Source organism: Pseudomonas sp. DY-1 (assembly GCF_003626975.1).
GTDB lineage: Bacteria > Pseudomonadota > Gammaproteobacteria > Pseudomonadales > Pseudomonadaceae > Metapseudomonas.
This window is the reverse complement of the sequence record NZ_CP032616.1, coordinates 1,016,752-1,039,522: the sequence shown is the minus strand read 5'-3', so window position 1 is coordinate 1,039,522 and position 22,771 is coordinate 1,016,752. Positions and strand designations below refer to the sequence as shown.

General features: G+C 64.3%; 19 protein-coding genes. 5 read left to right on the top strand and 14 right to left on the bottom strand.

All coding sequences use genetic code 11. The features are described 5' to 3' along the window. Positions 1–4 precede the first annotated feature (4 nt). From D6Z43_RS05175 to D6Z43_RS05160, 4 genes are all read right to left on the bottom strand, one after another. Complete coding sequence (locus tag D6Z43_RS05175; protein ID WP_120650924.1) at positions 5–1,072, bottom strand: maleylacetate reductase; 1,068 nt, start codon at positions 1,070–1,072, stop codon at positions 5–7. Between the two features lie 8 nt (positions 1,073–1,080). Beyond that, positions 1,081–2,544 (bottom strand): aldehyde dehydrogenase family protein, encoded by a 1,464-nt coding sequence (locus D6Z43_RS05170; RefSeq protein WP_120650923.1) that lies wholly within the window; start codon positions 2,542–2,544, stop codon positions 1,081–1,083. 122 nt (positions 2,545–2,666) lie between these two features. Beyond that, positions 2,667–3,686, bottom strand: a complete 1,020-nt coding sequence (locus D6Z43_RS05165; protein ID WP_120650922.1) for a hydroxyquinol 1,2-dioxygenase — start codon at positions 3,684–3,686, stop codon at positions 2,667–2,669. Positions 3,687–3,723: 37 nt separating this feature from the next. Further along, entirely contained in the window at positions 3,724–4,218 is a 495-nt protein-coding gene (locus D6Z43_RS05160) for a hydroxyquinol 1,2-dioxygenase (RefSeq protein ID WP_120650921.1), read from the bottom strand. A gap of 429 nt (positions 4,219–4,647) precedes the next feature. Between D6Z43_RS05160 and D6Z43_RS05155 the strand changes: the two genes are divergently transcribed. After that, positions 4,648–5,319: a hypothetical protein gene (locus D6Z43_RS05155; protein ID WP_305955703.1), complete on the top strand. Its 672-nt coding sequence runs from the start codon at positions 4,648–4,650 to the stop codon at positions 5,317–5,319. Between the two features lie 407 nt (positions 5,320–5,726). Here D6Z43_RS05155 and D6Z43_RS05150 read toward each other — a convergent pair whose 3' ends face one another. The 4 genes from D6Z43_RS05150 to D6Z43_RS05135 all read right to left on the bottom strand — a co-directional run bounded on the left by D6Z43_RS05150 (position 5,727) and on the right by D6Z43_RS05135 (position 10,776). Next, positions 5,727–6,698 (bottom strand): GTP-binding protein, encoded by a 972-nt coding sequence (locus D6Z43_RS05150; protein ID WP_120650920.1) that lies wholly within the window; start codon positions 6,696–6,698, stop codon positions 5,727–5,729. A 46-nt stretch (positions 6,699–6,744) separates the two neighbouring features. Beyond that, positions 6,745–8,481 (bottom strand): amidohydrolase, encoded by a 1,737-nt coding sequence (locus D6Z43_RS05145; protein ID WP_120650919.1) that lies wholly within the window; start codon positions 8,479–8,481, stop codon positions 6,745–6,747. 73 nt (positions 8,482–8,554) lie between these two features. Next, positions 8,555–9,946 carry a YjiH family protein gene (locus D6Z43_RS05140; protein ID WP_120650918.1) on the bottom strand — a complete coding sequence of 464 codons (1,392 nt, stop codon included), beginning with the start codon at positions 9,944–9,946 and terminating at the stop codon, positions 8,555–8,557. Between the two features lie 89 nt (positions 9,947–10,035). Beyond that, positions 10,036–10,776 carry a class II aldolase/adducin family protein gene (locus D6Z43_RS05135; protein ID WP_120650917.1) on the bottom strand — a complete coding sequence of 247 codons (741 nt, stop codon included), beginning with the start codon at positions 10,774–10,776 and terminating at the stop codon, positions 10,036–10,038. Positions 10,777–10,956: 180 nt separating this feature from the next. Between D6Z43_RS05135 and D6Z43_RS05130 the strand changes: the two genes are divergently transcribed. Continuing rightward, positions 10,957–11,865 carry a LysR substrate-binding domain-containing protein gene (locus D6Z43_RS05130; RefSeq protein WP_256660949.1) on the top strand — a complete coding sequence of 303 codons (909 nt, stop codon included), beginning with the start codon at positions 10,957–10,959 and terminating at the stop codon, positions 11,863–11,865. Positions 11,866–11,941: 76 nt separating this feature from the next. Here the strand turns inward: D6Z43_RS05130 and D6Z43_RS05125 are convergent, their stop codons facing one another. The 3 genes from D6Z43_RS05125 to D6Z43_RS05115 all read right to left on the bottom strand — a co-directional run bounded on the left by D6Z43_RS05125 (position 11,942) and on the right by D6Z43_RS05115 (position 15,062). Next, positions 11,942–12,853 carry a dimethylarginine dimethylaminohydrolase family protein gene (locus D6Z43_RS05125; protein ID WP_120650916.1) on the bottom strand — a complete coding sequence of 304 codons (912 nt, stop codon included), beginning with the start codon at positions 12,851–12,853 and terminating at the stop codon, positions 11,942–11,944. 13 nt (positions 12,854–12,866) lie between these two features. Next, entirely contained in the window at positions 12,867–14,114 is a 1,248-nt protein-coding gene (locus D6Z43_RS05120; protein WP_120650915.1) for a Zn-dependent hydrolase, read from the bottom strand. A gap of 108 nt (positions 14,115–14,222) precedes the next feature. Further along, positions 14,223–15,062 carry a helix-turn-helix transcriptional regulator gene (locus D6Z43_RS05115; RefSeq protein ID WP_120650914.1) on the bottom strand — a complete coding sequence of 280 codons (840 nt, stop codon included), beginning with the start codon at positions 15,060–15,062 and terminating at the stop codon, positions 14,223–14,225. Positions 15,063–15,172: 110 nt separating this feature from the next. Here D6Z43_RS05115 and D6Z43_RS05110 point away from each other — a divergent pair, with 110 nt between their 5' ends. From D6Z43_RS05110 to D6Z43_RS05100, 3 genes are read left to right on the top strand one after another with little or no spacing between them, the layout of a single operon-like run. Beyond that, positions 15,173–15,940, top strand: coding sequence for a (Fe-S)-binding protein (locus tag D6Z43_RS05110; RefSeq protein WP_120650913.1), 768 nt, complete (start codon positions 15,173–15,175; stop codon positions 15,938–15,940). After that, complete coding sequence (locus tag D6Z43_RS05105; protein WP_120650912.1) at positions 15,940–17,352, top strand: lactate utilization protein B; 1,413 nt, start codon at positions 15,940–15,942, stop codon at positions 17,350–17,352. Before D6Z43_RS05110 ends, D6Z43_RS05105 begins: the two co-directional genes overlap by 1 nt. After that, entirely contained in the window at positions 17,349–17,960 is a 612-nt protein-coding gene (locus tag D6Z43_RS05100; protein ID WP_120650911.1) for an LUD domain-containing protein, read from the top strand. The genes D6Z43_RS05105 and D6Z43_RS05100 overlap by 4 nt, the downstream gene beginning before the upstream one ends. On the opposite strand, the gene D6Z43_RS05095 is transcribed toward D6Z43_RS05100, so the two are convergent. The 3 genes from D6Z43_RS05095 to ilvA form a co-directional block, all read right to left on the bottom strand. Then, on the bottom strand, positions 17,957–18,982 hold the full coding sequence (locus D6Z43_RS05095; protein ID WP_120650910.1) for a LacI family DNA-binding transcriptional regulator: 1,026 nt from the start codon (positions 18,980–18,982) through the stop codon (positions 17,957–17,959). The two genes, D6Z43_RS05100 and D6Z43_RS05095, sit on opposite strands and share 4 nt — an antisense overlap. Positions 18,983–19,165: 183 nt before the next feature. Beyond that, positions 19,166–20,776 carry a 5-guanidino-2-oxopentanoate decarboxylase gene (locus D6Z43_RS05090; RefSeq protein ID WP_120650909.1) on the bottom strand — a complete coding sequence of 537 codons (1,611 nt, stop codon included), beginning with the start codon at positions 20,774–20,776 and terminating at the stop codon, positions 19,166–19,168. Positions 20,777–21,015: 239 nt separating this feature from the next. Beyond that, positions 21,016–22,596, bottom strand: coding sequence for a threonine ammonia-lyase, biosynthetic (ilvA, locus tag D6Z43_RS05085; protein WP_120650908.1), 1,581 nt, complete (start codon positions 22,594–22,596; stop codon positions 21,016–21,018). Between the last annotated feature and the right edge of the window lie 175 nt (positions 22,597–22,771).

The following is a 22,771-nucleotide window of genomic DNA, read 5'->3' as shown; positions in this document are numbered from 1 at the left end:
GCAGTTATTCCGGCGGCAAGCCCTTCCAGGCGCGCAGCAGCATGGTTTCGATGGCGTCCTGCTCGAACGGGCGCGGGTTGTAGTAGGGACTGGAACAGGCGATCGCAGCGGCTTCCGCTGGCCCTTCCTCGGGCAGGCCGATCTCGGCCAGCGATGCGGGAATGCCCAGCTTCCGGTTGAGGGCGAACAGCAGCGGCCCCACCTCCTCCGCCTCCTTGCCCCCTAGCGCACACGCGGCACGGCGCAGGGGTTCGGCGGCAGCCTCGCGGTTGTAGTGCGCCGCATGGGGCAGCACCACCGCATGGGCCTGTGCGTGGGGCAGATTGAAGGTGCCGCCCAGGGTGTGGCAGAGCTTGTGGTGAATGGCCATGCCCACCGAGCCCAGGCAGATGCCAGCCAGCCAGGCACCGTAGAGCGCGCGGCTGCGGGCGTCGGCATCTTCCGGGTTGGCAACCACGCCCGGCAGGGATTCGGCCAGCGCACGGATCGACTCTTCCGCCATCAGGGCGATGATGGGGTTGGCATCCTGGGCGTAGAGCGCTTCCACCGCATGGGCCATGGCGTTCATGCCCGAGCAGGCAGAGATTGCCGACGGCAGGCTCAGGGTCAGTTGCGGGTCATAGACCACCGTCTTGGGCAGCACGCGAAAATCGCGCCCGGTTTTCTTCAGGCGGTTTTCGGTGAGGCCATAGATGGGGGTCATCTCGGACCCCGCATAGGTCGTCGGCACCGCCAGGATCGGCAGGCCGGACTCCAACGCAATGGCCTTGCCCAGGCCGATGGTGGAACCACCGCCGATGGCGACGCAGCAATCGGCGCCGAGCCGGGTCGCCTCGTCGCGGGCGGCACGGGCCACTTCCACCGGCACATGCATCACCGCCTGCGGATAGACCCCGGCCGAACGCTCACCGAGGATCTCTGCCACCCGCTCGCCGAGGTGCCGCTGTTCTGGTGTGGTGAGGATCAGTGCGCGGCGGGCGCCGAGCTTGTCCAGTTCCTCGGCCAGGGTTTCCAGCTTGCCCCAACCGAATACCACACGAGAGGCCAGGCCTTGATAGATGAAGGGATTCATGCAGGACCTCAACGCTTGAAATGGGGCGGAATCTTCGCGTCCACGTTGACCCACACGGAGCGGGCCTCGGTGTAGTCGTGGATGGCCTCGAAGCCCATCTCACGGCCATAGCCGGACTGGCCGACGCCACCGAACGGGCTGCCGGGACTGACCCGCTTGTAGCAGTTGATCCAGCACATGCCAGCATGGATGTTCGCCGCCATGCGGTGCGCGCGCTGCAGGTCGCGGGTCCAGAGGCCGCTGCCGAGGCCGTACTGGGTGCCGTTGGCAATTGCCAAGGCTTCTTCATCCGTGGAGAAGCGCAGAACCGTGACGAAGGGACCGAACACCTCTTCCTGGGCCACGCGGTGGTCCGGGTGGGCTTCGACGACAGTCGGCTCGATGTAGTAGCCGGCGGCGAGCGCCGGATCGCTGGGCACCTTGCCACCCGTGAGAATGCGCCCGCCCTGGGCGCGGGCGATGTCCACATAGTCCAGCACGCGGTCGCGATGCTGGGCAGAGGTCAGCGGACCCATCTCGGTGTTCGGGTCCAGCGGGCTGCCCAGGCGGATGGAACGCGCCAAGCCGATGAAGCGCTCGAGGAACTCGTCGGCGATGCGTTCATGGAGGATCAGCCGCGAGCCGGCGATGCAGGCCTGGCCCTGGTTGTGAAAGATCGCCCAGGCAGCGCCGTTCACGGCAGCGTCCAGGTTGGCATCTTCGAAAACGATATTGGCGCCCTTCCCGCCCAGCTCCAGCTGCACCCGCTTGAGATTGCCCTGGGAGGCTTCGACTATGCGCCGGCCAGTGGCGGTGGAGCCGGTGAAAGCGATCTTGCCCACGTCCTCGTGCTCGGCCAGACGCTGGCCGGCGGTGTGGCCGTATCCCGGCACTACGTTGACCACGCCATCAGGGAAGCCCACTTCCTTCATCAGCTCGGCGATGCGCAGGGTGGACAGCGGAGTGATCTCGGACGGCTTGATGACTACCGTGTTGCCGGCGGCGAGCGCCGGGCCCATCTTCCAGCTGGTGAACATCAGCGGGAAGTTCCACGGCACGATCTGACCGACCACGCCGACAGGCTTGCGCTGCACATAGTTGAGGAAGCCGGTATCGACCGGGATCACCGCACCTTCGATCTTGTCCGCCATGCCACCGAAATAGCGGAAGCAGGCCGCGGTACGGGGCACATCCAGGCTGCGCGAGTCGCGGATTGGGTGGCCGGTATCCAGGGACTCCAGCTGCGCCAGCTCCTCGTGGTGTTCCTCGATCTTGTCCGCCAGCTTCAGCAGCAGACGCCCACGCTCCGCACCGGACAGCGCGGCCCAGGCTGGAAAGGCACGTTTGGCGGCTGCGACCGCCAGGTCCACGTCCTCGGCTTCAGCGGCGGCAATATGGGTGATCAGCGAGCCGTCGTGGGGAGACAGGACTTCGATGGTCCCGCCCTTCTGGGCCGGCACGAAGCGGCCGTCGATGAAGAGTTGGTTTTGCATGGGTAAAGCTCTCCGGGCGCCGCGGGAATTCAGCGGCGGCATTGGACAATTACGGGGCTTGCTCAGGAGATGAGGCGACCCTCACCCCAACCCTCTCCCGGCGGGAGAGGGAGCTGTATGGATCAGAACTCAACCGGGTACGGCGGCAGCTCGCCGCTTTCGTAGCGCTGCGGCAGGTTCGGCGTGGCGTTCTCCCAAACCAGCAACATGGAGCGCTTGGTCGAGTAGCCCTGATGGCGGATGTCCGCGGGCATGGCGCAGATGTCGCCAGGGCGCATGGTGATGCGCGCACGCGGAGCGCCATCGTCCTTGTCGGCCACGTCCCAGATGATCTCGTCGGAGAGCTGCAGGAACCACTCCACGCGATCGTTGCCGTGGAATACCGGGAGAATGAATTCCTCGGTGGTCGGGCAGAACAGACTCGCCTTGCACACCGAACTGACCGACGGGTTCCAGGTCACGTCGGAGCGGGACAGGTACTTGTAGAGGTTGAAGGCATGCAGTTCACCTTCGAAGCCTTCGGCGGCATGGATTTCCGGCTCATCCTGGGGTACGTCGACGAACTGGCGGTTCACCGGCAGGTCATTGCGCAGCGGCGAATCGTCCGGCAGGCCCGGCATGCGGCGTGTGGCGACACGGAAACGCTCGATGGCTTCGATGTTGTCGCCGTTCTTGCGACCGAAGGCGCTACCGGTTTCTTCCGGTGCGGCGAAGGGGTCGAAGCCGGCGTTGGTCCAGTCGCGCAGGATGGCCTTGAAGGTGGCCATGATCTTCGGCGTCTCGAACTGTTCGGTGTAGTCGACGCCTGCCTCGCGCAGGACGCCGTTGAAGGTGCCGGCGTAGAGGTCGACTTTGCCGTAGTGGTTGCGGGTGCCGATCACTTCATCGAAGTTCACCCAGCCGTAGAAGAAGCCCCAGGCGACATCGCGCATGGTGGCGCGCAGGAAGGCATCGGCAGGAATCAGGTGCGAGCGCTCCTGGCCTTTGGCCGGCCATTGGATGCGTACGAAATACTCGTCGCGGGACAGGGTGAAGGCGCCCAGTTTGAATGCGCGGTAGCCGGTAACTGCATCGGGCAGGCTGGCTTCCACCTCATCGGCGGCGAAGCTGGCGGAAGTGTCGAGGGATTCGAGCATGGCCATGGTGGATGTCCTCTTGTTCTGGTTGTAGGTCAGGCGGTCACTTCAGGCAGATGTCTGCCCACTTCTCCACCGACAGCGGTCCCTTGATTGTCTGCAGCAGCAGTACGCCAGGACGCGCGCTTTCGAAGCGGTAGGCGCAGCCCGCCGGCAGCAGGGCCTGGTGACCGCGCTTGAGCAGGACGTAACCCATCGGGCGACCCTTGGGCTGCTCACCGGCCAGACGCGTGCCTTCGCCATCCGCCAGGGGCTCGTCGAGCTTGAGGAAGTCCACGCGCACCTCGCTGTCCACGGAAATGGCAAATTCGTCGTGGGCGGCGGTGTACCAGGGCGAGACACCTTCGGCGCGCAGGGTTTCGATCACGTAGCCGAGGTTCAGGCCGACCACCACCTTTTCATAGGGGGCGGAGCGGCTGGCAACGTCGAAGATGTTGGAGAACGCGTAGTGGCGGGCTTCGCCCTGGATGATCTCGATCGACCCCATGCGATGGTCGTCGAGCGAGCCGAAGACGGTACGGAACGCGGCAGTGCTCATCTCATTCACCGTTTGTTGTTGTAGTGGATGAGTGAACGTTACGAGCGGCACCCGCAGGCAACAATTCCAGACCGGGCGACAACAGTGTTTGCAAAACGCGAACAGTGCTCCGAGCGCTCTAATGCGGCACTTTCAGCCGTAGCTTCGACTGTATCCATCAGGCAGAACGCGTGACCGAGGTTGCAATGGAGCGACTCTATCGGGCAGATAAATCGATTTAATCGATTATTCCATCCCATAGAAAACGCCTTTCCATCTTGCGCAACTGCGCTCCTAATTAACACCTAACTTATTGTTTTTAATGGTACTCACATAACTATCATTAGCATCGATGGCAACCATCACGCAGGATCACTTCTTCATCGAAATCACATCAGTAACATGGGCCCCGTAGACGAATTCCAACCCCTCCTCACCAAGGTGCCCAAAATGAAAAAGCAAATCCTCGCCAGCCTGTTCATCGCCAGCCTGTCCGCCACTGCTTTTGCCCTGCCGCAGGGTGCCGTTGTCGCTGAAGGGGGTTCCGACCGCACCACCATCAACCGTGTAGCCGAAGGCGGTGCTGATCGCACTGGTGCCAACCGCATCGCGGAGAACGGTTCTGATCGTTCCCAGTCCCTGCGAGTTGCTGAAGGTGGCTCTGATCGCACCAAAGGCTTCGACGTTGCCGAAGGCGGCTCCGACCGCACCAAGGGCTTCGACGTTGCCGAAGGCGGCTCCGACCGCACCAAGGGCTTCGACGTAGCCGAAGGCGGCTCTGACCGCACCAAAGGCTTCGACGTTGCCGAAGGCGGCTCCGACCGCACCAAGGGCTTCGACGTAGCCGAAGGCGGCTCCGACCGCACCAAGGGCTTCGACGTTGCCGAAGGCGGCTCCGACCGCACCAAAGGCTTCGACGTAGCCGAAGGTGGCTCTGACCGCACCAAAGGCTTCGACGTAGCCGAAGGTGGCTCTGACCGCACCAAAGGTTTCGACGTAGCCGAAGGCGGCTCTGACCGCACCAAAGGCTTCGACGTTGCCGAAGGCGGCTCCGACCGCACCAAAGGCTTCGACGTAGCCGAAGGCGGTGCCGACCGCACTGGTGCCAACCGCATCAGCTGATCCCGGAGCACAGTTCAGAGGCAGGCAATCACGATGTATGCAGTTCCTCGAAAGGCAGAAGGCGCCACATGTGGCGCCTTCAGTCTTTCTGGGGGGCGGAAAGCTTGTTTTCAGGTAAGCGCCGCCGCCCTTGTAGGGGCGAATCCAACCCCGCGCGCAAGGCTGACCTCTTCAGCTCGGTCTGGACCGCAGGGTGCGCTTAGCGCACCGATTTCAGGATCAGCTTCGACGCCACGTCAAACCGACGGTGCGCACGGAGCACCCCACCGGATTGGGATCATCCTTCTAGCCCGCGGATTCGAATCGTCACAGGAAGAGCCGACGACTCATGACCACCTCCACAGGACGTGGTCTCGCAAGTTCAAATGAATTCACCCCACATACGGTCATCCCAATGACGGATGAAGTCAGGCCACACACTTCCCGAACGCCGCTTGCATCGACGCCGTGTCGATGCTCCCTCGCTTACCGATGAAGACCAGTTGCGTGTATGGCTCCCGGCCCTCCCAACCCGATTCCGGCAGGATTTCGCTGCGGCTTCCCACCAGATGCAGGATGCAACGCTTGCCCGGCGCTTCGGCGATCTGACAAACCCCCTTGGCGCGGTAGATATCCGCCGGCAGGGCCGAGAGTGCCTGACGCAAGGCTTTGAGCGACATGGGCCGCTCGCTGGCGAAGCTCCAGGTCTCGAAGATCACCGAGTGATCCTCTTCTTTCACGGCCGCTACCACCGGGGCCGAAGCTACGGCAGCTGGACGGAAGCTCCACCCTGCCTTGAAGCGCCCAACCCCCAGTACCAGTTCCAGCGGCACTTCGCCGTACTGACTCTCCAGCACCCGGGCATTAGGGTAAAACCAGCGGGCTTTGAGCGCGTCAATCTGCTCGCGACCAACCCGGTCCACCTTGTTCACCACGATGATGTCCGCCACGTCCAGCTGCTCCATTGCCAGTTGGGCCATGGCGCCGTCCAGCTGCCCGAACTGCTCGGCATCGACCACCGTCAGAATGCTGTCGATGGCCAGCGCTTCGCGGAACTGCGGGTAACGCAGCGTATTGGCGATCTTGCTCGGATTGGATACCCCGCTCGCCTCGATGACGATGTACTCCGGCCGATTGGCGCGGTCGTCCAGCAGGCGCCCGAGCTGCTCGATCAAGTCGCTTTCCACGGTGCAGCAGATACAGCCGTTGGCGAGGCTGACCATGGTCTGGGTCTGACTGACGATCAGTTGACTATCGATATTGATGGCACCGAAGTCGTTGACCATCACAGCCATGCGCAGACCGTGATCACTGGTGAGGATGCGGTTCAGCAAGGTGGTCTTTCCGGCGCCGAGAAAGCCGGAAACTATGGTCACGGGGATGGGATTGCGTTTACTCATCGTCCTGCCTCTTGGCCGTCGGCCGGGATTCTCCCGGCCTTGCACATCAGAAATTCGGCAACTCGCCACGCCAGGTGGCGGCGTAGCTGGTTTCGTCGAACTCGCCATGTCGGTCCCAGGTCACTTCGCCTTCCAGCAGAGTCAGCTGCACCTGGGTGTTGTGGATGTTGCCCTTGGGCGTTACCTCGAACAGGTTGCGATCGAGCACGATGAGGTCGGCGGACTTGCCCACCTCGATGGAGCCGGCCTTGTTTTCGATCCCCATGCACCAGGCACCATTGAGTGTCATCACGCGAATGGCCTGCTCCAGGCTGATGGGGCTGCCATAGAACTGCCCCTCTTCCTCGCCGTAGGGATTCTCGCGAGTGACCATGGCCTCGAAGCCGATCCAGGGGTTGATGCTGGACACCGGCCAGTCGGTACCCATGACCGCAACGCCGCCGTGCTCCAGTACACCCTTGAAGTTATACGCGCGCTGCATCCGGTCTTCGCCGAACACCGCGCGGGCATTGGCGAAGGAGGACGGGAACCAGCCTACCGGGGAGAACTCGGCGGTGACGTTGAGCTCGGCGAAGCGCGGCAGGTTGGCATCCAGCAACGTGGTGCTGTGGGCGCACTGGTGGCGCACGCCGCTGTAGCCATTGCGCCGACGCGCCTCGGCTACGGCGTCGAGGAACAGGTCCGACGCGCCGTCGCCGGTGCAGTGAGCAATGACGCGGATGCCCTTGCGATCCATGTCCACCACCATGTCGGTGATGTGTTCCGGGGTCAGGTTGAGGTGACCGCGCCAGCTGGCATCACCCGGCCAGGCGCTGGACAGGTAGGACGAGCGCGACTCGTGGGTGCCGTCGAAGTGGAACTTCACCGCATTGGCATTGAGCCGCGCACTTCTATAGAAGTGGCGCTCGCCGGCCAGTAGCTCCCAACGGCGCTTCACCGGGAAGATATCGTCCTGCCAACTGATGGCGGCTTCCACGCGGACTGAAAGCTCGCCGACCTGGTCGATGGATTTCAGCGCATTGAGGCGGTGTTCGCAGACGTGCACGTACTTCGTGCCGACCACGCCATGACCGCTCTGGAACCAGACGCCTTCGCGGTACGCACGCTTGAGCGCGTGCTGGGGAGTCGGCGGCATGGCGGCATGAATCAGTGCGTAGGCGCCGTCGACCAGGATGCCGGTGGGCTCACCCGTCACGCTGTCGCGCTCGATGTAGCCATGACGCGGGTCCAGGGTATTGGCGTCGATACCGGCCAGCTCCAATGCTCTGGAGTTGACCATCATGCAGCCCCAGGAACGATCGAGGATGGCCACCGGACGATCCGGCAGGACGCTGTCCAGCCATTCGCGATCCGGCACCAGGCCGGCCTGTTTGAAGGTGTAACGGACAAAATACTGGCCGTAGACCCAGCCATCGCCAGGATGGGCAGCGGCGTAGTCGAGAATGGCCTGCTTGACCTGCTCCGGTGTCGGGTCCTCGACACCCACTTCCAGATACCCAGCGTAGCCCGGCGCCAGTTTCAGGTCCGGATGGGTATGCATGTCGTAGATGCCGGGCATGGCGAAGCGACCTTTCAGGTCGAGGACCTGGGTATGGGCGCCGATCAGGCCATCCATCTCGGCGCTGGAGCCGACCGCGACGAATCGCCCGCCGCGAATGGCCACCGCTTCGGCCCAGGAGTTGGACTCGTCCACGGTGTAGATGCGGCCGTTGAGCAGCACGAGGTCGGCGGCGCCGGAAGGCCCCGGCAGGTTCGACGAGCGGAAGTCGGTGTGTTTATCCATGGCAGTGAAGTCCGAATCGGGAATCTTGTTATGGGCTTGGGGCCGGGGTACCTGGCGGCACCCCGGGCGCCGGTCAGCCAACGATCAGGTGGCCCAGCAGCGCCAGGATCGGCAGCGAAACCAGAACCCGCAGCACGTAGATCATCAGCAGGTCACGCAGCTTCAGGCCGATGTCGGCACGAATCAGCAGAATGGCCGCTTCGGTGAAGAAGATGATCTGGTTGACCGCCACGCCCACCATCACGAAGCGGGTGACCTCGCTCTGGATGCTGGCACCCAGGATCGACGGCATGATGCTGTCGACCATGCCGGCCAGCAGCGCGGGGGCGGCCTTCTCGGCTTCTGGCAACTGCAGCAGCTCCAAGTAGGGCACCAGCGGGATCGCCATGTACTTGAACAGCGGAGTGAACTCCACCAGGGCCAGGCCCAGGCAGCCGATCACCATCATCGCCGGGTAGACGGAGATGGCGATGTCCATGCTCACGTGAACGCCATGGCGCACCTGGGCGAAGATCGACGGCGCGGTATCGGCACGCTCAATGGCGCGGCGCAGGCCCAGGGCGAACAGGCCTTCGCCTTCGCGACGATCGGTTTTCAGTTGCTTGCCCACGACGGGGTTATAGGCATTCGGCTTGCCACGCAGCGGCGGCAACTTGGGCACGATCAGGGCACAGAGCAGGCCGGTGATGGCCACTGCGATGTACCAGGGCACGAAGACGTGCTCCATGCCGATCAGTTTGAGCAGCAGGTAGGAATAGGCGATCGACACAATGGAGAAGTTGGTGGCGATCACACAGGCCTCTCGGCTCGTGTAGTAGCCCTGGCGATACTGCTGGGTGGTGAGGATGATGCCCACGCTGGAGGCCGCCAGCCAGGAGGCCATGCAGTCCACCGCGGCGCGGCCGGGCAGGCCGAACAGCTTCTCGAATCCGCGGCTGACCAGGCTGCCGACGAACTCCATCAGGCCATAGTCGGTGAGCAGCGGCAGCAGGATGGCCGAGAGGAAATAGATGGCCAAAACGACCGGGCCGACGTCATAGAGCATCACGCCGCCGGTGTTGCGGTGCCAGATCCACTCCGGCCCGATCTTCCAATAGGTCATCACCATCAGAACGGCGCCGATGACGCGCACGGCGGTCCACCCCAGCCCCGGGTTGAACAGCTGGATGAAGCGGTTGGGGTTCTTCTTCAGCGCGCTGAAGGTGACCAGCAGGGTGAGCAGGCTGGGGATGGTGGCGACGCCGACGGTAACCGGCACCATCATCGGCTTGACCACGTCGTTGATGTAGTCGATCACGTAGGCAATGAGGATGTTGCTCTTGCCGTTGATCTCGAACGGCACCAGGAACAGCATCACGCCGATCAGCGACGGGATCAGGAAGCGCAGCAGCTGTGCGGTGCTGTACTGGCTCAAGGGACCTCCGGACTGGGGAAGTACCGATCCGGCATCGGGTTGTTCTTGCATGGTCACACCTTTTTGTATTTGTAGTGGATGTTGCACCGGTCGCTGGTGGCCCCGGCTCGCACGGCAGATTCAAGCGTTCGGAACGGGCATCAGGCCCTGAAGGTTGCGTCCAGGCGGTCCAGTCGACGCAATTCGGCCTGCCAGACCAGGTCGACGCTTTCCAGGTGGTAGCGTTCGTTGTCGAACTGGCGGGCCGTGAAATCACAATCCTCATGGGACGGAATGCGCAGCGGGCGGCCAGTTTTCATGGCCTCCAGCTGAATCTCGCAGGCCTTGTTCAGGTAGAACATCAGGAAGTAGGCCTCGGCCACGCTGCGGCCGACGGTCAGCAGTCCATGGTTGCGCAGGATGGCGGCCTTCTTGTCGCCCAGGGCGGCGACGATGCGCTGGCGCACTCCCAGGTCCAGCGGAATGCCTTCGTAGTCGTAGTAGGCAACCCGCTCGTAGAAGGCCATGTTGGTCTGGTTCAGCGGCAACAGCCCTTCTTCCAGGGCTGCCAAGGCCATGCCGGCCAGGGTGTGCGTATGCATCACGCAGACGGCATCATGGCGGTGCAAGTGAATGGCGCTGTGGATGGTGAAACCGGCGGGGTTAACTTCGGGGGCGCGGTCGTCGAGCTTGCGGCCGTTGACGTCGATGGCCACCAGGTTGGAGGCGGTGACCTCGTCCGGGCGCAAGCCATACTGGTTGATCAGGAAAGCAGGCTCATCCGTCGGCAGCCTGACCGAGATATGGGTGAAGACCTGGTCGCTCCAACCATTGACCTCCAGCAGCCGGTAAGCGGCAGCGAGGTCGGTACGGAGCATCTGTTCATTGCTGCTTGTTGTCATGGAGCATTCCAGCCGGTCAAGTATCGACATCGCTGGGCAGCTCGGCGCGTCCGTGAGCCTACGCACCGGGGGGATGCGCCTACCCTTCAATGGTCCCTCGGGGCTGAGATTAGAGCGCTTGCCCAGGTGCGAATATCGATATATCTTGCTGACAATCATTCCAAAATGTAATGAACTCCGATGCGCCGCCAGCTCCCCAGTATGATCTCCCTCAGCTGCTTCGCCGCTTTCGCCCGACACATGAGCGTGACCCGCGCCGCCGAGGAGCTGAACCTCACCCAGAGCGCCGTCAGCCGGCAGATAAAGAATCTGGAAGACATGCTCGGCTGTCCGCTGGTGGAGAAGGTGCGCCAGCGCCTGCTGCTGACCGACCAGGGCCGCGAGTACGTGCAAGAAGTCAGCCTGCTGCTGGACCAGTTGGAAGCCGCCACCATGCGCGTACGCAGCAGCCACTCGGGGCGACTGCGGGTCGGCGCCGAGCCCTCATTCACCACCCGCTGGCTGCTGCCCAAGCTCAAGGAGTACGCCCGCGAGCATCCCGAAGTCGAACTGGAAATCATGAACGACCTGCGCCGCCTCTATGATCGGCACGAAGGTTATGACGTGGGCATTCTGTACGGCGACGGCGACTGGCCGGAGTTCGATGCGCGATTGCTGATGGAGGGTGAGATGGTCGCCGTCTGCACGCCGGACCTGCTGGAGCGCTTCGGCCCCATCGTAGAACGGCGCGACATCCTGCGCTATCCCCTGCTCCACCACAGCTCACTCACCAGCCTGACCAAGTCCTCTACCCAGCTCTGGCTGCACAGTGCCGGCCTTTCCGCCAAGGAAATAGAGGCCCTGCCCGGCCAGCGCCTGGAACATTTCCAGTTCGTGCTCGACGCAGCCCTGCACGGCCTCGGGGCGACCGTGCTGCCGCGCTTCTTCGTCGATCGCGAGGTCAAGGATGGCCACTTGGTGATCGCCTGCCAGCAACCGCTGGTGGCAGGCAAATACTACGTGGTGATACCGAAGCAGAGCCGCGACCCGAAACTCAGGCGCTTTGCCGACTGGCTGCTGCAATGGGCGGAAGGTCCAGGCGGCGGATAGCGCCTGAAGGAGGATGATTTAAAGGGCAGAGTGAGCCGCAGGTTCGCCCCGCGGCCCTCCCCCGACAAGGCTGCCGTCAGACCGGATCGCGGCGCAGTGGCTGGCACATGCAATGCACGCCGCCACCGCCTTTGGCGATCATGCTGATGTCCGGGTCATAGACCTTGAGGCCCAGCGCCAGGCATTTCTCCTTGAGCGTCTTGCTGGTGGAAGGCAACAGCACCCTGCCCTCGCCCAGTGCCACCACATTGCAGCCCAGCTCCATCGCATCCTTGAAGGGGATATCGACGATCTCGATGCCCTTGGCCTTCAGCCAGTCAACCAGTTCCGGCTCCACGGCGTCCACGCACACGGCGGCCAGACGCTCGGCCAACATGACGCAAAGCGCATCCATGTGCACGAAGAAGGGGTCCATGCCGTAGAGCTTCACTTCCCAGCCTTCGGCCTCCAACCAGCCCTTCATCTGCTGCACCGCCGGCTCCTGGGAGCGCTCGCCGGTATAGCCACACAGAATCACGCCCGGCTGCAGCATCATGAAGTCGCCGCCTTCGAAAGACCCGGCGGTGACCATGTCGTAGATCGGGATGTCGTTGTCCTTGTAGAACTGGATTACCGGCGCGTACTCGCCACGACGCCACCACTGGGCCATCTGGGTAACGATGGGGCCGAAGGGCGTCATCACACTGGAGTCTCGGGCGAACACCTGATACTTCAGACTCGGGTCCGTCGGCAGCATGTGCACCGTCACGCCCGCCTCCCGATACGCGTCCACCATCTCCGCATGCTGGGCACGCGCCACGGATGCGTCGAAGCGATAGCCAAGGCGCAGGCTCTTGCGCGAGATGGAGCTGGTTTCCAGCCAGTGGTAGTGATCCACCGGCCCGAGCAGGACGTCACGCAGGACGCCGTATTCGGAATCGGCCCCCCAGTTTTCCAGGCGAGGGGTGTCGCCACCGTCGAGGCGGTGTTTCAGGGTGAATGCGCTCATCAGGTTCTCCAGGTCAAATTTGAGCCATGCGCAGCATGGCGTGCAGCAGGACGTTGGCGCCGGCTTCAAGGTCGGCAGGTGCGGCGTTTTCCGCCTCGTTGTGGCTGATGCCCCCTTCGCAGGGGACGAAGATCATGCTGGTGGGGGCGACCCGCGACAGGTACACCGAATCATGGCCGGCGCCGCTGCACATCCGCAGATGCGTATAGCCGAGCGCATCCACCGCGCCTTGCACGGCCGCCACGCAGTCGCCATTGAATGTCACCGCCGGGGAATGCCATTCCTCGCGAATGTCAGCCTGCAACCGATGACGACTGGCCTCCTCGGCAACGATGCGGCGAAAGTCGGCGTCCAGCCGCGCCAGCACAGCCTGGTCGGGGTGTCGCAGGTCAACCGCCAGCACCAGGCGCTCCGGCACCGTGTTGCGCGAGCCGGGCTCGGCGCGGATGTCGCCAAAGGTCACGCGAGCCCAGGGCCCATGTTCCTCGGCCAGTTGGTAAAGGCGCGGAAGGATGGCGCCAAGCCCCATGAATGGATCGCGACGCACCGTCATCGGCGTGGGGCCGGCATGCACCGGCTGCCCTTCCAGGGTCAGGTCGTACCAACGGATACCTTGCACCCCGGTTACCACGCCCACCTGCAGCCCCTCGGTTTCGAGGATCGGCCCCTGCTCGATATGCACTTCGAAGGAGGCCGCCAGTGGGCGAGCCCGCGCGGGGCGCTCGCCCAGGTAGCCGATGCGGGCCAGTTCGCTGGCGATACTCGTGCCCTGCTTGTCAGTGCGGCCGTGGCCATAGACAAGGTCGAAGGCGCCCGCCCAGACACCCGAGCCGATCATGGCCGGCGAGAAGCGCGCGCCCTCTTCGTTGGTCCACACCGCCACCTCCAGCGGGGCACGCGTGCGAATGCCTGCGTCATTCAGGGTCTGGATCACCTCCAGCCCCGCCAGCACGCCATAGACGCCGTCGAAGCGGCCACCGGTAGGCTGGGTATCCAGGTGCGAGCCGGTGAGCACCGGCGGCAGGTCGTCTTCGAGGCCGGCGCGGCGGGCGAAGACGTTGCCCATCTGGTCCACGCTGATCTCACAACCCGCTTCGCGGCACCAGCCCACGAAAAGGTCGCGACCGGCCTTGTCCAGGTCGGTCAGGGCCTGCCGGTTGCAACCGCCCTGCTCGGTGGCACCGATCCGCGCCATGTCCATGAGGCGGCCCCAGAGGCGCTCGCCGCTGATACGCAATGAATGGATTTGTGTGTTGGCCATGCAGCTGTCTCCCGGTTGGCCACCGGCGCGCGGCCGGTGGTGACGATGGGGGACAGCCTAGGTAAGGCCATCGGACGGAACCATACCCAGATTAGGGTAAGTGCCCGGTCATGCCGCGCCCGGCGTGGCGATGGCGGCCAGGAACAGCGAGAACAGTTCGCCCTGGGAGCTTATGCCGAGCTTTGCATGGATGTTCTTGCGATGGACCCGCACCGTATCTGCGCTGATAGCCAGTTCATGCGCCACCGATTTCGACGAGTGCCCCCGTAGGATCAGCCGCGCGACTTCAGCCTCCCGATCAGTCAGGCAGTCACCACCGAAGCGGTTGAAGGCGCGTTCCAACTGCGCGTGCAGGGCCTGCCCTGCGCCATCGCCGCTGACCGCTTCCGAAGCCCAGTGCCTGCGGGCAACAGCGGCCACCATGGGCTCGATGGAAGCCAGTACGGAAAGTTCCTCGGGCGCGAAGGCGCCGTGAGAAGCGATTCGCCCCATCGACAGGGCAATACCGCCCGCGCCCTCCAGGCGGATGAGAATGTTCACTTCATCCGCCAGACCGTGGGAGGAGTAGAAATTGCGGTAGTACTCAGACTCCTGGAACTGGTCGGGGGCGATATCCGCCAGCCGCACCAACCCCTGGCGACGCCCCTCGACACACGCCAGATGCACCGGGTCCAGCAGGTAGGGACCGGCCAGATAGCGATGAACCTCCTCGCGCCGCGCGGGCAACACTCGCCCTTCCTCCAGCATGAGCGGGGGTTGGCCCGGGGCATGGGCGACGATGAAGGCCGTGTCGATGGGCACCGCAGCGAAGAGTGCCTGCAACAGGCGCGCGGGAAACTCCGGCTGGCCGATGGCATCGATCAGGCTGGCTTCCCGTCGTAGCCACTGGGCAAGGTCGAAGACGGAGTAACTCAAGGCATCGCGACTCGGGTATGGAAAATGCTGCATTCTCCACCAGCGCCGGACCGCAGGTCACCCCCTGCCCGGTATCGCGTTGACACGAATGTTATCGCTAACATAGAGTCCGCCACACCCAACTTCGACTCAGCCGGTGCCCGATGTCCAACTCGAAACCTCGCGTGGCGCTCTTTCACACCTGCCTGGTGGACCTCTACCGCCCCAGTGTCGGCTTCGCTGCCGTTCGCCTGTTGGAGCAGGCCGGCTGCCAGGTGGAAGTGCCCGCGAACCAGACCTGCTGCGGCCAGCCGGCCTTCAACAGCGGTGCCACAGCACTCGCGCGTGAACTCGCGCAGAAGCTGATCGAGGCGTTCGACGACTACGACTACGTAGTGGGCCCCTCCGGCTCTTGCGTCAGTCTTCTCAAGCTGCACTACCCGCACCTGCTCGAAGACGACGCGGCCTGGCATCAACGTGCGCTCGACCTGGCCGGCCGCAGCCATGAGCTGTTGAGCTTCCTCGACGAAGTCATGAACTTCCGTCCCGCCGCACGCCTGCCTGGCATCGCCACCTACCACGACAGCTGCTCCGGCCTGCGTGAGCTGGGCATCAAGCACCAACCACGGCGCCTGTTGGCTGAGGTCGACGAGCTGGAACAGGTGGAAATGGACGAAGCGGAAACCTGCTGCGGCTTCGGCGGCACCTTTTGCGTGAAGTACCCCGATATCTCCGCCCGCATGGCCAGCCAGAAGGTCGCGAACATCCATGCCAGCGGCGCCGACATCGTGCTCGGCGGCGACCTCGGTTGCCTGCTCAACATCAGCGGCCGCCTGACCCGGCTGGGCAGTCCGGTACGGGTGTTTCACACCGCCGAAGTGCTGGCGGGCATGACCGACGGCCTCGCAATCGGCGAAGGGAGAAGCGACTGATGGAATTGCGTTCAGCGCGCTTCAAGTCCGCGGCCCGTGTCGCGCTGTTCGACCCCGAGCTGCAAGAGGCGATGGCCGACAACCGCCATTTCGCCGCCCACGTTCGCCGCCAGGTAGGTGCCACCGGCAGTTTCCAGACCCTGCGCGACGAGGCACGCGCCATCAAGGATCACACCCTGGCGCACCTCGACCATTACCTGGAGCGCTACGAAGCCGCTGCCGCCCAACGCGGCGTACAGGTCCACTGGGCCGCCACGCCGGAGGAGGCCCAAGCGCAAGTCCTCGCCATCTGCCGGCAGGCCGGAGCGCGTCAGGTCATCAAAGGCAAGACCATGATCGGCGAAGAAATGGGCATCAACGCTGCCCTGGCCCGCGCCGGCATCCAGCGCTTCGAAACCGACCTGGGCGAGTACATCCTTCAGTTGGCCGACGAGCCGCCCAGCCACATCAACGGCCCGGCGATCCACAAGACGCTCAGGCAGGTACAGGCGCTGTTCCATGAGCATCACCAGGAGCTGGGCCGCGACGAGTACCTGCTCGACCCGGCTGACCTGCTGGCGGAAGCCCGTCGACTGCTGCGCCAGCGGTTCATCGACGCGGACGTAGGCATCACCGGCGCCAACTTCCTCGTAGCCGAGGACGGCACGCACGTGCTGGTGACCAACGAGGGCAACGGCGACCTCACCAGCCTGCTGCCACGGGTGCGCATCGTCCTGGCGAGCATCGAGAAGGTGTTGCCGACGCTGGCCGACGCGGGCACCCATCTACAACTACTGGCCCTCAGCGCCACCGGCCAGCCGCTGACCAGCTACACCTCGATTTACGGCGGCCCAGCCGATGATGGTCCGGAGGAATGCCATGTGGTGTTGCTGGACAATGGCCGCAGCGAGATGCTCGCCGGCGCATTCCGTCCCATGCTGCGCTGCATCCGTTGCGCCGCGTGCATGGACAACTGCCCGGTGTACAACTGGGTCGGCGGGCATGCCTACGGCTGGATCTATCCCGGCCCGATGGGATCGGTCTGGACGCCCAACCTCGCCGGCCTCGACGATACGCGCCACCTGCCCAACGCCTGCACCCTGAATGGCCGCTGCAAAGAAGTCTGCCCGATGCAGATTCCTCTGCCAGACATGCTGCGCGAGCTGCGTCATCAGCAGTGGCAACGGCACCTGACGCCAACCGGCAGTCGCTGGGGCCTGCGCCTGTGGGGCGCCCTGGCGCGTCGCCCTGCCCTTTACCGGTTCGCCAGCGCGATGCTCGCGCAAATCCTGCGCCGGGTTGCTGGCAGCCGAGGACGCTTGCGTCGCCTGCCCCTTGCAGGTGCCTGGACAGCCGAACGCGACATGCCGGCGCCACAGGGCGCGACCTTCCAGCAACTCTGGGAAAAGCAACAGAAGAGGGATGCACCATGAGCGACTCACGCGCAGCGATCCTCGACAAGGTTCGTCTAGCAGTCGGGCGTCAGCAGGGTGATGCCCCGGCGCCCAGGCCATTCTCCAGCGCAATTGCCCTGGCCGCTGCCGGCGACCTGGAACAACACCTGCGCGAACGGCTCGCCGTCACCGGCGTGACCATGGAATGCCTGCCAGGCATGCAGGCGCTGCCCGACGCCCTCGCCGGGTATCTGGCGTGGCGGCGGCTGGAAGGACCGGTCGCCCTCGCCCCATCCCTGGCCAGCCTGGATTGGCGCGACCTTCCGGTGGACGTCGGCAGCGCCCTGCCCCATCACACTGTCGCCGTGGGCGAGGCCTTCGCCGGCATCGCCGCAACGGGTAGCCTGGTGATGCTCGCCAATGCCGACAACCCGCCTCGGCTCAACTTCCTGCCGGAGCATCACCTGGTGGTGCTGTCACGCAGCCGGCTTCTGGCTCGCCTGGAGCAACTCTGGCCGTTGCTGAAGGCGCACGACACCCAGGCAGTGCATCTGGTGACCGGCCCGTCCAGCACGGCGGACATTGGCGGCCAGTTGCTCTACGGCGCCCATGGGCCGCGCGCGGTGCACGTGTTGTTGACGCCTTAACGCCTTAGCGCCGTCGATTCCCGCGCCACCAGTTCACTGCCCACATCCACCAGAGCGTCCCAGGATTGCTCGCCGCGAATGCGCTGGCAGAGCAACTCCACGGTGGCGTTGGCCACGCGCTCGGCCGGGATTCGCACGGTCGTCAGCGAGGGCATCGCCACCCGCGCAATGGGCAGGTCGCCGAAGCCGCAAATGGCGAGTTCGTCAGGAACCCGGATGCCCAGGCGCTGGCAGGTGAAGAGCGCACCAATGGCCGGCATGTCGTTGGTAAAGAAAGCGCTGTCGCAGTTGATCTCGCTGCGGGCGACGCGCTGGATCACCTCCACGCCGTCATCGATAAGCGGCACAGGCGAAGTCTTGAAACGCTGCGGTTCGATGCCCAATCCGTCAAGAACGGCCTGGCGAAAACCGGCGAAGCGCAGGTTTTCGCGCTCATCGTCGTACCCGAAAAAGGCCGGCTTGCGGTAACCGCACTCCACCAGGTGACGCCCCGCCGCAGCGCCGGCGGTCCAGTTGGAGAAGCCCACCACCTGGCCCACGGGCTGGCGCGGCATTTCGCCCTCGGGCAGGTCCCAGAGTTCGATCACCGGAACATCGGTGGACTGGAGCAGCTCCAGTGTTTCCGGCGCGTGGTAGCCGTAGGCGAGAATCAGCCCGTCGAGCTGGCGCCCAAGGAAAGCGCGCAACAGCTTGCCTTCTTCTTCCTGGGAGAAGCGGGTTTCACCGATCAGCAGGTGGTAACCGGCCCGTGCCAACCCTTGCTGGAGGATCTCGATGGTGGCAGCGAGGATGGGATTGGTGATGGTGGTGATCAGCGCACCGATAATGCCGCTGCGTCGGGTCACCAACTGGCTGGCAGCCAGGTTGGGGACGTAACCCAGTTCGCGTACTGCCTGCTCGATCTTCTGCCGAGTCCGCTCGGAAACCATATCCGGCTTGCTCAGCGCCCGCGACACCGTCATGCCGGATACCCCGGCCAATTGGGCGACGTCGTGCAGGGTGGGTTTGCTCTTGGTCGACATCCTGGCCTCTGGCGCCGTGTTCAGGGAGGCGCATTATCCCTGAACATTCCGTGTGGGAGCGATTTCAATCGCGAAGCAGGTCGAAGACCTGCCCAACAAATCCGGAGCGACGACGTCGCCCTTTTTCGCGAATGAATTCGCTCCCACAACGCGGCCCCTCTACAAAGCGGGAACGGTCCTGGATCAGGCCAGGAACTCCGCGTGCTCCCACACTTCGATCACCGTCGGGCGATCGGCCTTGGCGGCGGACTTCAGCAGCTCGGCCAGATGCTCCAGGCTCTCGGCCTTCTCGGCATTGCAGCCGAAGGCACGGGCCAGACCCTGGAAGTCCGGGGTGTAGATGTCGACGCCTATGGTGGGAATGTCGCGGTTCTTCATGTAGCGCTTGATCTCGCCGTAGCCGCTGTTGTTCCACAGCAGCACGATGATCGGCGCGCCCGCCTCCACGGCCGAGGCCAGTTCCGGCAGGGTGAACTGGATGCCGCCGTCGCCGATCAGCGCGATAACCGGACGCTCGGGAGCGGCCAGCTTGGCACCGACAGCCGCCGGCAGGCCGTAGCCCAGCGTGCCGTAGCCAGTGGCGGAGTTGAACCAGCTGCGCGGACGGGTCGCCTCGAACAGGTGGTTGCCGGAGTAGACCGGCTGGGTCGAGTCGCCTGCCACGATGAGGTCCGGCAGGGTCTGCTGCAGGGTTTCCAGAACCTTGCGCTGGCCGTTCCAGCTTTCCGGCCACTGCGCGTCCAGTTGCTCGCGCACGGCAGCTGCACGCTTCGAACCGGCACTCTCGGCATGGAAAGCAGCCTTCGCGCCCAGCGCATCGGCCAGGGCAGCCATTGCCTTGCGAGAGTCGCTGAGGATGGCGATGTCGGCCGGGTAGTTACGGTTCAGTTGCTCGGCGTCGATGTCGATGCGAATCAGCTGGCTCTCGATCCGGAAGTTACCGTCGAACACCACGTCATAGTCGGTCTCGCCAAGCTCGGTGCCGATGGCCAGCACCACGTCGGACTCCAGCACCATCTGGCGCACCGGCACCCAGGCCTGGTTGCAGCCCAGCGCCAGCGGATGGCTCTTGGGCAGCACGCCCTTGGCGTTGATGGTGTAGGCGGTAGGCGCATCCAGTGCTTCGACCAGGCGCTGTGCTTCAGCGCCGGCGTCGGCGCAACCGCCACCCAGCAGCACCAGCGGACGCTTGGCGCCCTTGAGCATTTCGGCTGCGCGGGCGATGGCGTCCAGGCAAGGACCGGGGCGGCTCGGCAGAGCGCCCAGCTTGCGGCGTACGTGGTCGGCTGGGGCCGTGATCACGTCGATCGGAATCTCGATGTGCACAGGGCGCGGACGCGCACCATTGAATACGGCGAAGGCGCGAGTCAGTACGTCCGGCAGCTCGTCGGGGCGCATCAGGGTGTGGCTGAAGGCGGCAACGCCAGAAACCAGGTTGCGCTGGGACGGCAGCTCGTGAAGACGGCCGCCGCCCATGCCCAGCTGCTCGGTGTTGTTGACGCTGGAAATCACCAGCATCGGGATGGAATCGGCGTAGGCCTGGCCCATGGCAGTGGTGATGTTGGTCATCCCCGGGCCAGTGATGATGAAGCACACGCCCGGCTTGCCGGACACGCGGGCGTAACCGTCGGCCATGAAGCCTGCGCCCTGCTCGTGGCGCGGGGTCACGTGACGGATAGCGGTATTGGGCAGGCCGCGATACAGCTCTACCGTGTGTACGCCAGGGATACCGAACACGGTATCCACGCCAAAGCCTTCCAGCAGCTCAACCAGCAGTTCTCCGCAGGTCAACATGGGCAGTCCTCCAAAGGATCGGTCAACGAATGGGGCGCACTCTAACACCAGATTGTTAGCGTTAACATCGCTTTTGTCGGAATTGTCCGACGAGGTTGAACGGGAGGGTTTGATTCGCATGTGGGAGCGATTTCAATCGCGATCGGTCAGCGACGCTGCCGTGCAGCTATGCAGCGGGCCTGAGACCGGCATTCGCGAATGAAATCGCTCCCACAAAGACACCAGGATCAGCCGCGGTCTCAGCCCAGGAACAGCTTGCAGGCCGGGTTGTCGCTCTCTTCCCAGTACGGATAACCGATCTCGTCCAACGCCTCGAAGATCAGGTGGTTCTCATCCTCCGGCACTTGCAGACCGGCCAGCACACGACCGTCGGCGGCGCCGTGGTTGCGGTAGTGGAACAGCGTGATGTTCCAGCGCCCGCCCAGCTTATTGAGGAAGTTGAACAGGGCGCCCGGACGCTCGGGGAACTCGAAGCGGAACAGCCGCTCTTCGCCGATGTATGCGGCGCGGCCGCCAACCATGTGGCGCACATGCATCTTTGCCACTTCGTTCTCTGTGAGGTCGAGTACCGGGAAGCCCTGGCCCTGCAGGCTCGCCACGAGTGCCGCGCGAGGATCGGAAACCGGATGGGTCTGCACGCCGACGAAGATGTGTGCCTCGTCTCCCGAGTTGTAGCGATAGTTGAACTCGGTGATCTGGCGCCTGCCCAGTGCCTCGCAGAACGCCTTGAACGCACCGGGTCGCTCCGGCAGGGTCACGGCGATGATGGCTTCGCGCTTTTCCCCCAGCTCGGCGCGTTCGGCCACATGGCGCAGGCGGTCGAAGTTGACGTTGGCGCCCGAATCGATGGCCGCCAGGGTCTGCCCGCTGGCGCCCTCGCGCTCCACATACTTCTTGATCCCGGCCACGGCCAGCGCGCCGGCGGGTTCGGTGATGGAGCGGGTGTCATCGTAGATGTCCTTGATCGCCGCGCAGATCTCGTCCGCGCTCACCGTCAGCACCTCATCGACGAAGTGCCGGCAGACCTCGAAGTTATGCGCGCCGATCTGGGCCACCGCCACACCATCGGCGAACAGCCCCACCTGGTTGAGCACGACCCTCTCCCCGGCAGCCATGGCGGCCTGCAGGCAATTGGAATCCTCCGGTTCGACGCCAATCACCTTCACCTCGGGTCGCAGGTATTTCACATAGGCGGCGATGCCGGCGATCAAACTGCCGCCGCCGACAGGCACGAAGATGGCGTCCAGGCGGCCGGCGTGCTGGCGGAGGATTTCCATGGCGACGGTGCCCTGGCCGGCGATCACGTCCGGATCGTCATAGGGCGGCACGAACGTCAGACCCTGCTCCTCCGCCAGCTTCAGCGCATGGGCAAGGGCGTCGGGGAAGGCATCACCATGCAGCACGACCTTGCCGCCACGGGAGCGCACACCCTGCACTTTCAGCTCGGGCGTGGTGCGCGGCATCACAATGGTCGCCTTCACACCCAGCTCCCGCGCCGCCAGGGCCAGGCCCTGTGCATGGTTGCCCGCCGAGGCTGCGATCACACCACGCGCGCGCTCTTCATCGCTCAACTGCACCACGCGGTTGTAGGCGCCACGGATCTTGAAGGAATACACCGGCTGCAGGTCTTCGCGCTTGAGCAGCACCTGGTTGCCGAGGCGCTCACTCAGTTGCCGTGCGGGCTGCAGGGGCGTTTCGATGGCCACGTCGTACACCGGCGCGGCGAGGATCTTGCGCACGTAGTGCTTGAGCAGGCTTTCGCGCGCATCCAGCGGACGCTCGGTGAGACGTTCGGCGGGTTGGGTGGTGAAGGTGGTCATGCTGGGCTCCTGGTTTCGATCTTGGCGCCCAGGAGACAGAAGGAAAAAACCCGCCTCGAGGGCGGGTTTTTTGTTTGGTCGTCGGCTAACCCGCCACTGCTGGAATGGCGGTAATAATCGCGGGGCCGGACAACCAAGGGAATTGCGTCATGGCGGGCAATCTAGAGGCCCGCGG

What these genes read in the sequence shown, in the direction of transcription:
- D6Z43_RS05175 (WP_120650924.1), bottom strand. Translation starts at nt 1,072, where the DNA reads ATGAATCCCTTCATCTATCAAGGCCTGGCCTCTCGTGTGGTATTCGGT.
- D6Z43_RS05170 (WP_120650923.1), bottom strand. Translation starts at nt 2,544, where the DNA reads ATGCAAAACCAACTCTTCATCGACGGCCGCTTCGTGCCGGCCCAGAAG.
- D6Z43_RS05165 (WP_120650922.1), bottom strand. Translation starts at nt 3,686, where the DNA reads ATGGCCATGCTCGAATCCCTCGACACTTCCGCCAGCTTCGCCGCCGAT.
- D6Z43_RS05160 (WP_120650921.1), bottom strand. Translation starts at nt 4,218, where the DNA reads ATGAGCACTGCCGCGTTCCGTACCGTCTTCGGCTCGCTCGACGACCAT.
- D6Z43_RS05155 (WP_305955703.1), top strand. Translation starts at nt 4,648, where the DNA reads ATGAAAAAGCAAATCCTCGCCAGCCTGTTCATCGCCAGCCTGTCCGCC.
- D6Z43_RS05150 (WP_120650920.1), bottom strand. Translation starts at nt 6,698, where the DNA reads ATGAGTAAACGCAATCCCATCCCCGTGACCATAGTTTCCGGCTTTCTC.
- D6Z43_RS05145 (WP_120650919.1), bottom strand. Translation starts at nt 8,481, where the DNA reads ATGGATAAACACACCGACTTCCGCTCGTCGAACCTGCCGGGGCCTTCC.
- D6Z43_RS05140 (WP_120650918.1), bottom strand. Translation starts at nt 9,946, where the DNA reads ATGCAAGAACAACCCGATGCCGGATCGGTACTTCCCCAGTCCGGAGGT.
- D6Z43_RS05135 (WP_120650917.1), bottom strand. Translation starts at nt 10,776, where the DNA reads ATGACAACAAGCAGCAATGAACAGATGCTCCGTACCGACCTCGCTGCC.
- D6Z43_RS05130 (WP_256660949.1), top strand. Translation starts at nt 10,957, where the DNA reads ATGCGCCGCCAGCTCCCCAGTATGATCTCCCTCAGCTGCTTCGCCGCT.
- D6Z43_RS05125 (WP_120650916.1), bottom strand. Translation starts at nt 12,853, where the DNA reads ATGAGCGCATTCACCCTGAAACACCGCCTCGACGGTGGCGACACCCCT.
- D6Z43_RS05120 (WP_120650915.1), bottom strand. Translation starts at nt 14,114, where the DNA reads ATGGCCAACACACAAATCCATTCATTGCGTATCAGCGGCGAGCGCCTC.
- D6Z43_RS05115 (WP_120650914.1), bottom strand. Translation starts at nt 15,062, where the DNA reads ATGCAGCATTTTCCATACCCGAGTCGCGATGCCTTGAGTTACTCCGTC.
- D6Z43_RS05110 (WP_120650913.1), top strand. Translation starts at nt 15,173, where the DNA reads ATGTCCAACTCGAAACCTCGCGTGGCGCTCTTTCACACCTGCCTGGTG.
- D6Z43_RS05105 (WP_120650912.1), top strand. Translation starts at nt 15,940, where the DNA reads ATGGAATTGCGTTCAGCGCGCTTCAAGTCCGCGGCCCGTGTCGCGCTG.
- D6Z43_RS05100 (WP_120650911.1), top strand. Translation starts at nt 17,349, where the DNA reads ATGAGCGACTCACGCGCAGCGATCCTCGACAAGGTTCGTCTAGCAGTC.
- D6Z43_RS05095 (WP_120650910.1), bottom strand. Translation starts at nt 18,982, where the DNA reads ATGTCGACCAAGAGCAAACCCACCCTGCACGACGTCGCCCAATTGGCC.
- D6Z43_RS05090 (WP_120650909.1), bottom strand. Translation starts at nt 20,776, where the DNA reads ATGTTGACCTGCGGAGAACTGCTGGTTGAGCTGCTGGAAGGCTTTGGC.
- ilvA (WP_120650908.1), bottom strand. Translation starts at nt 22,596, where the DNA reads ATGACCACCTTCACCACCCAACCCGCCGAACGTCTCACCGAGCGTCCG.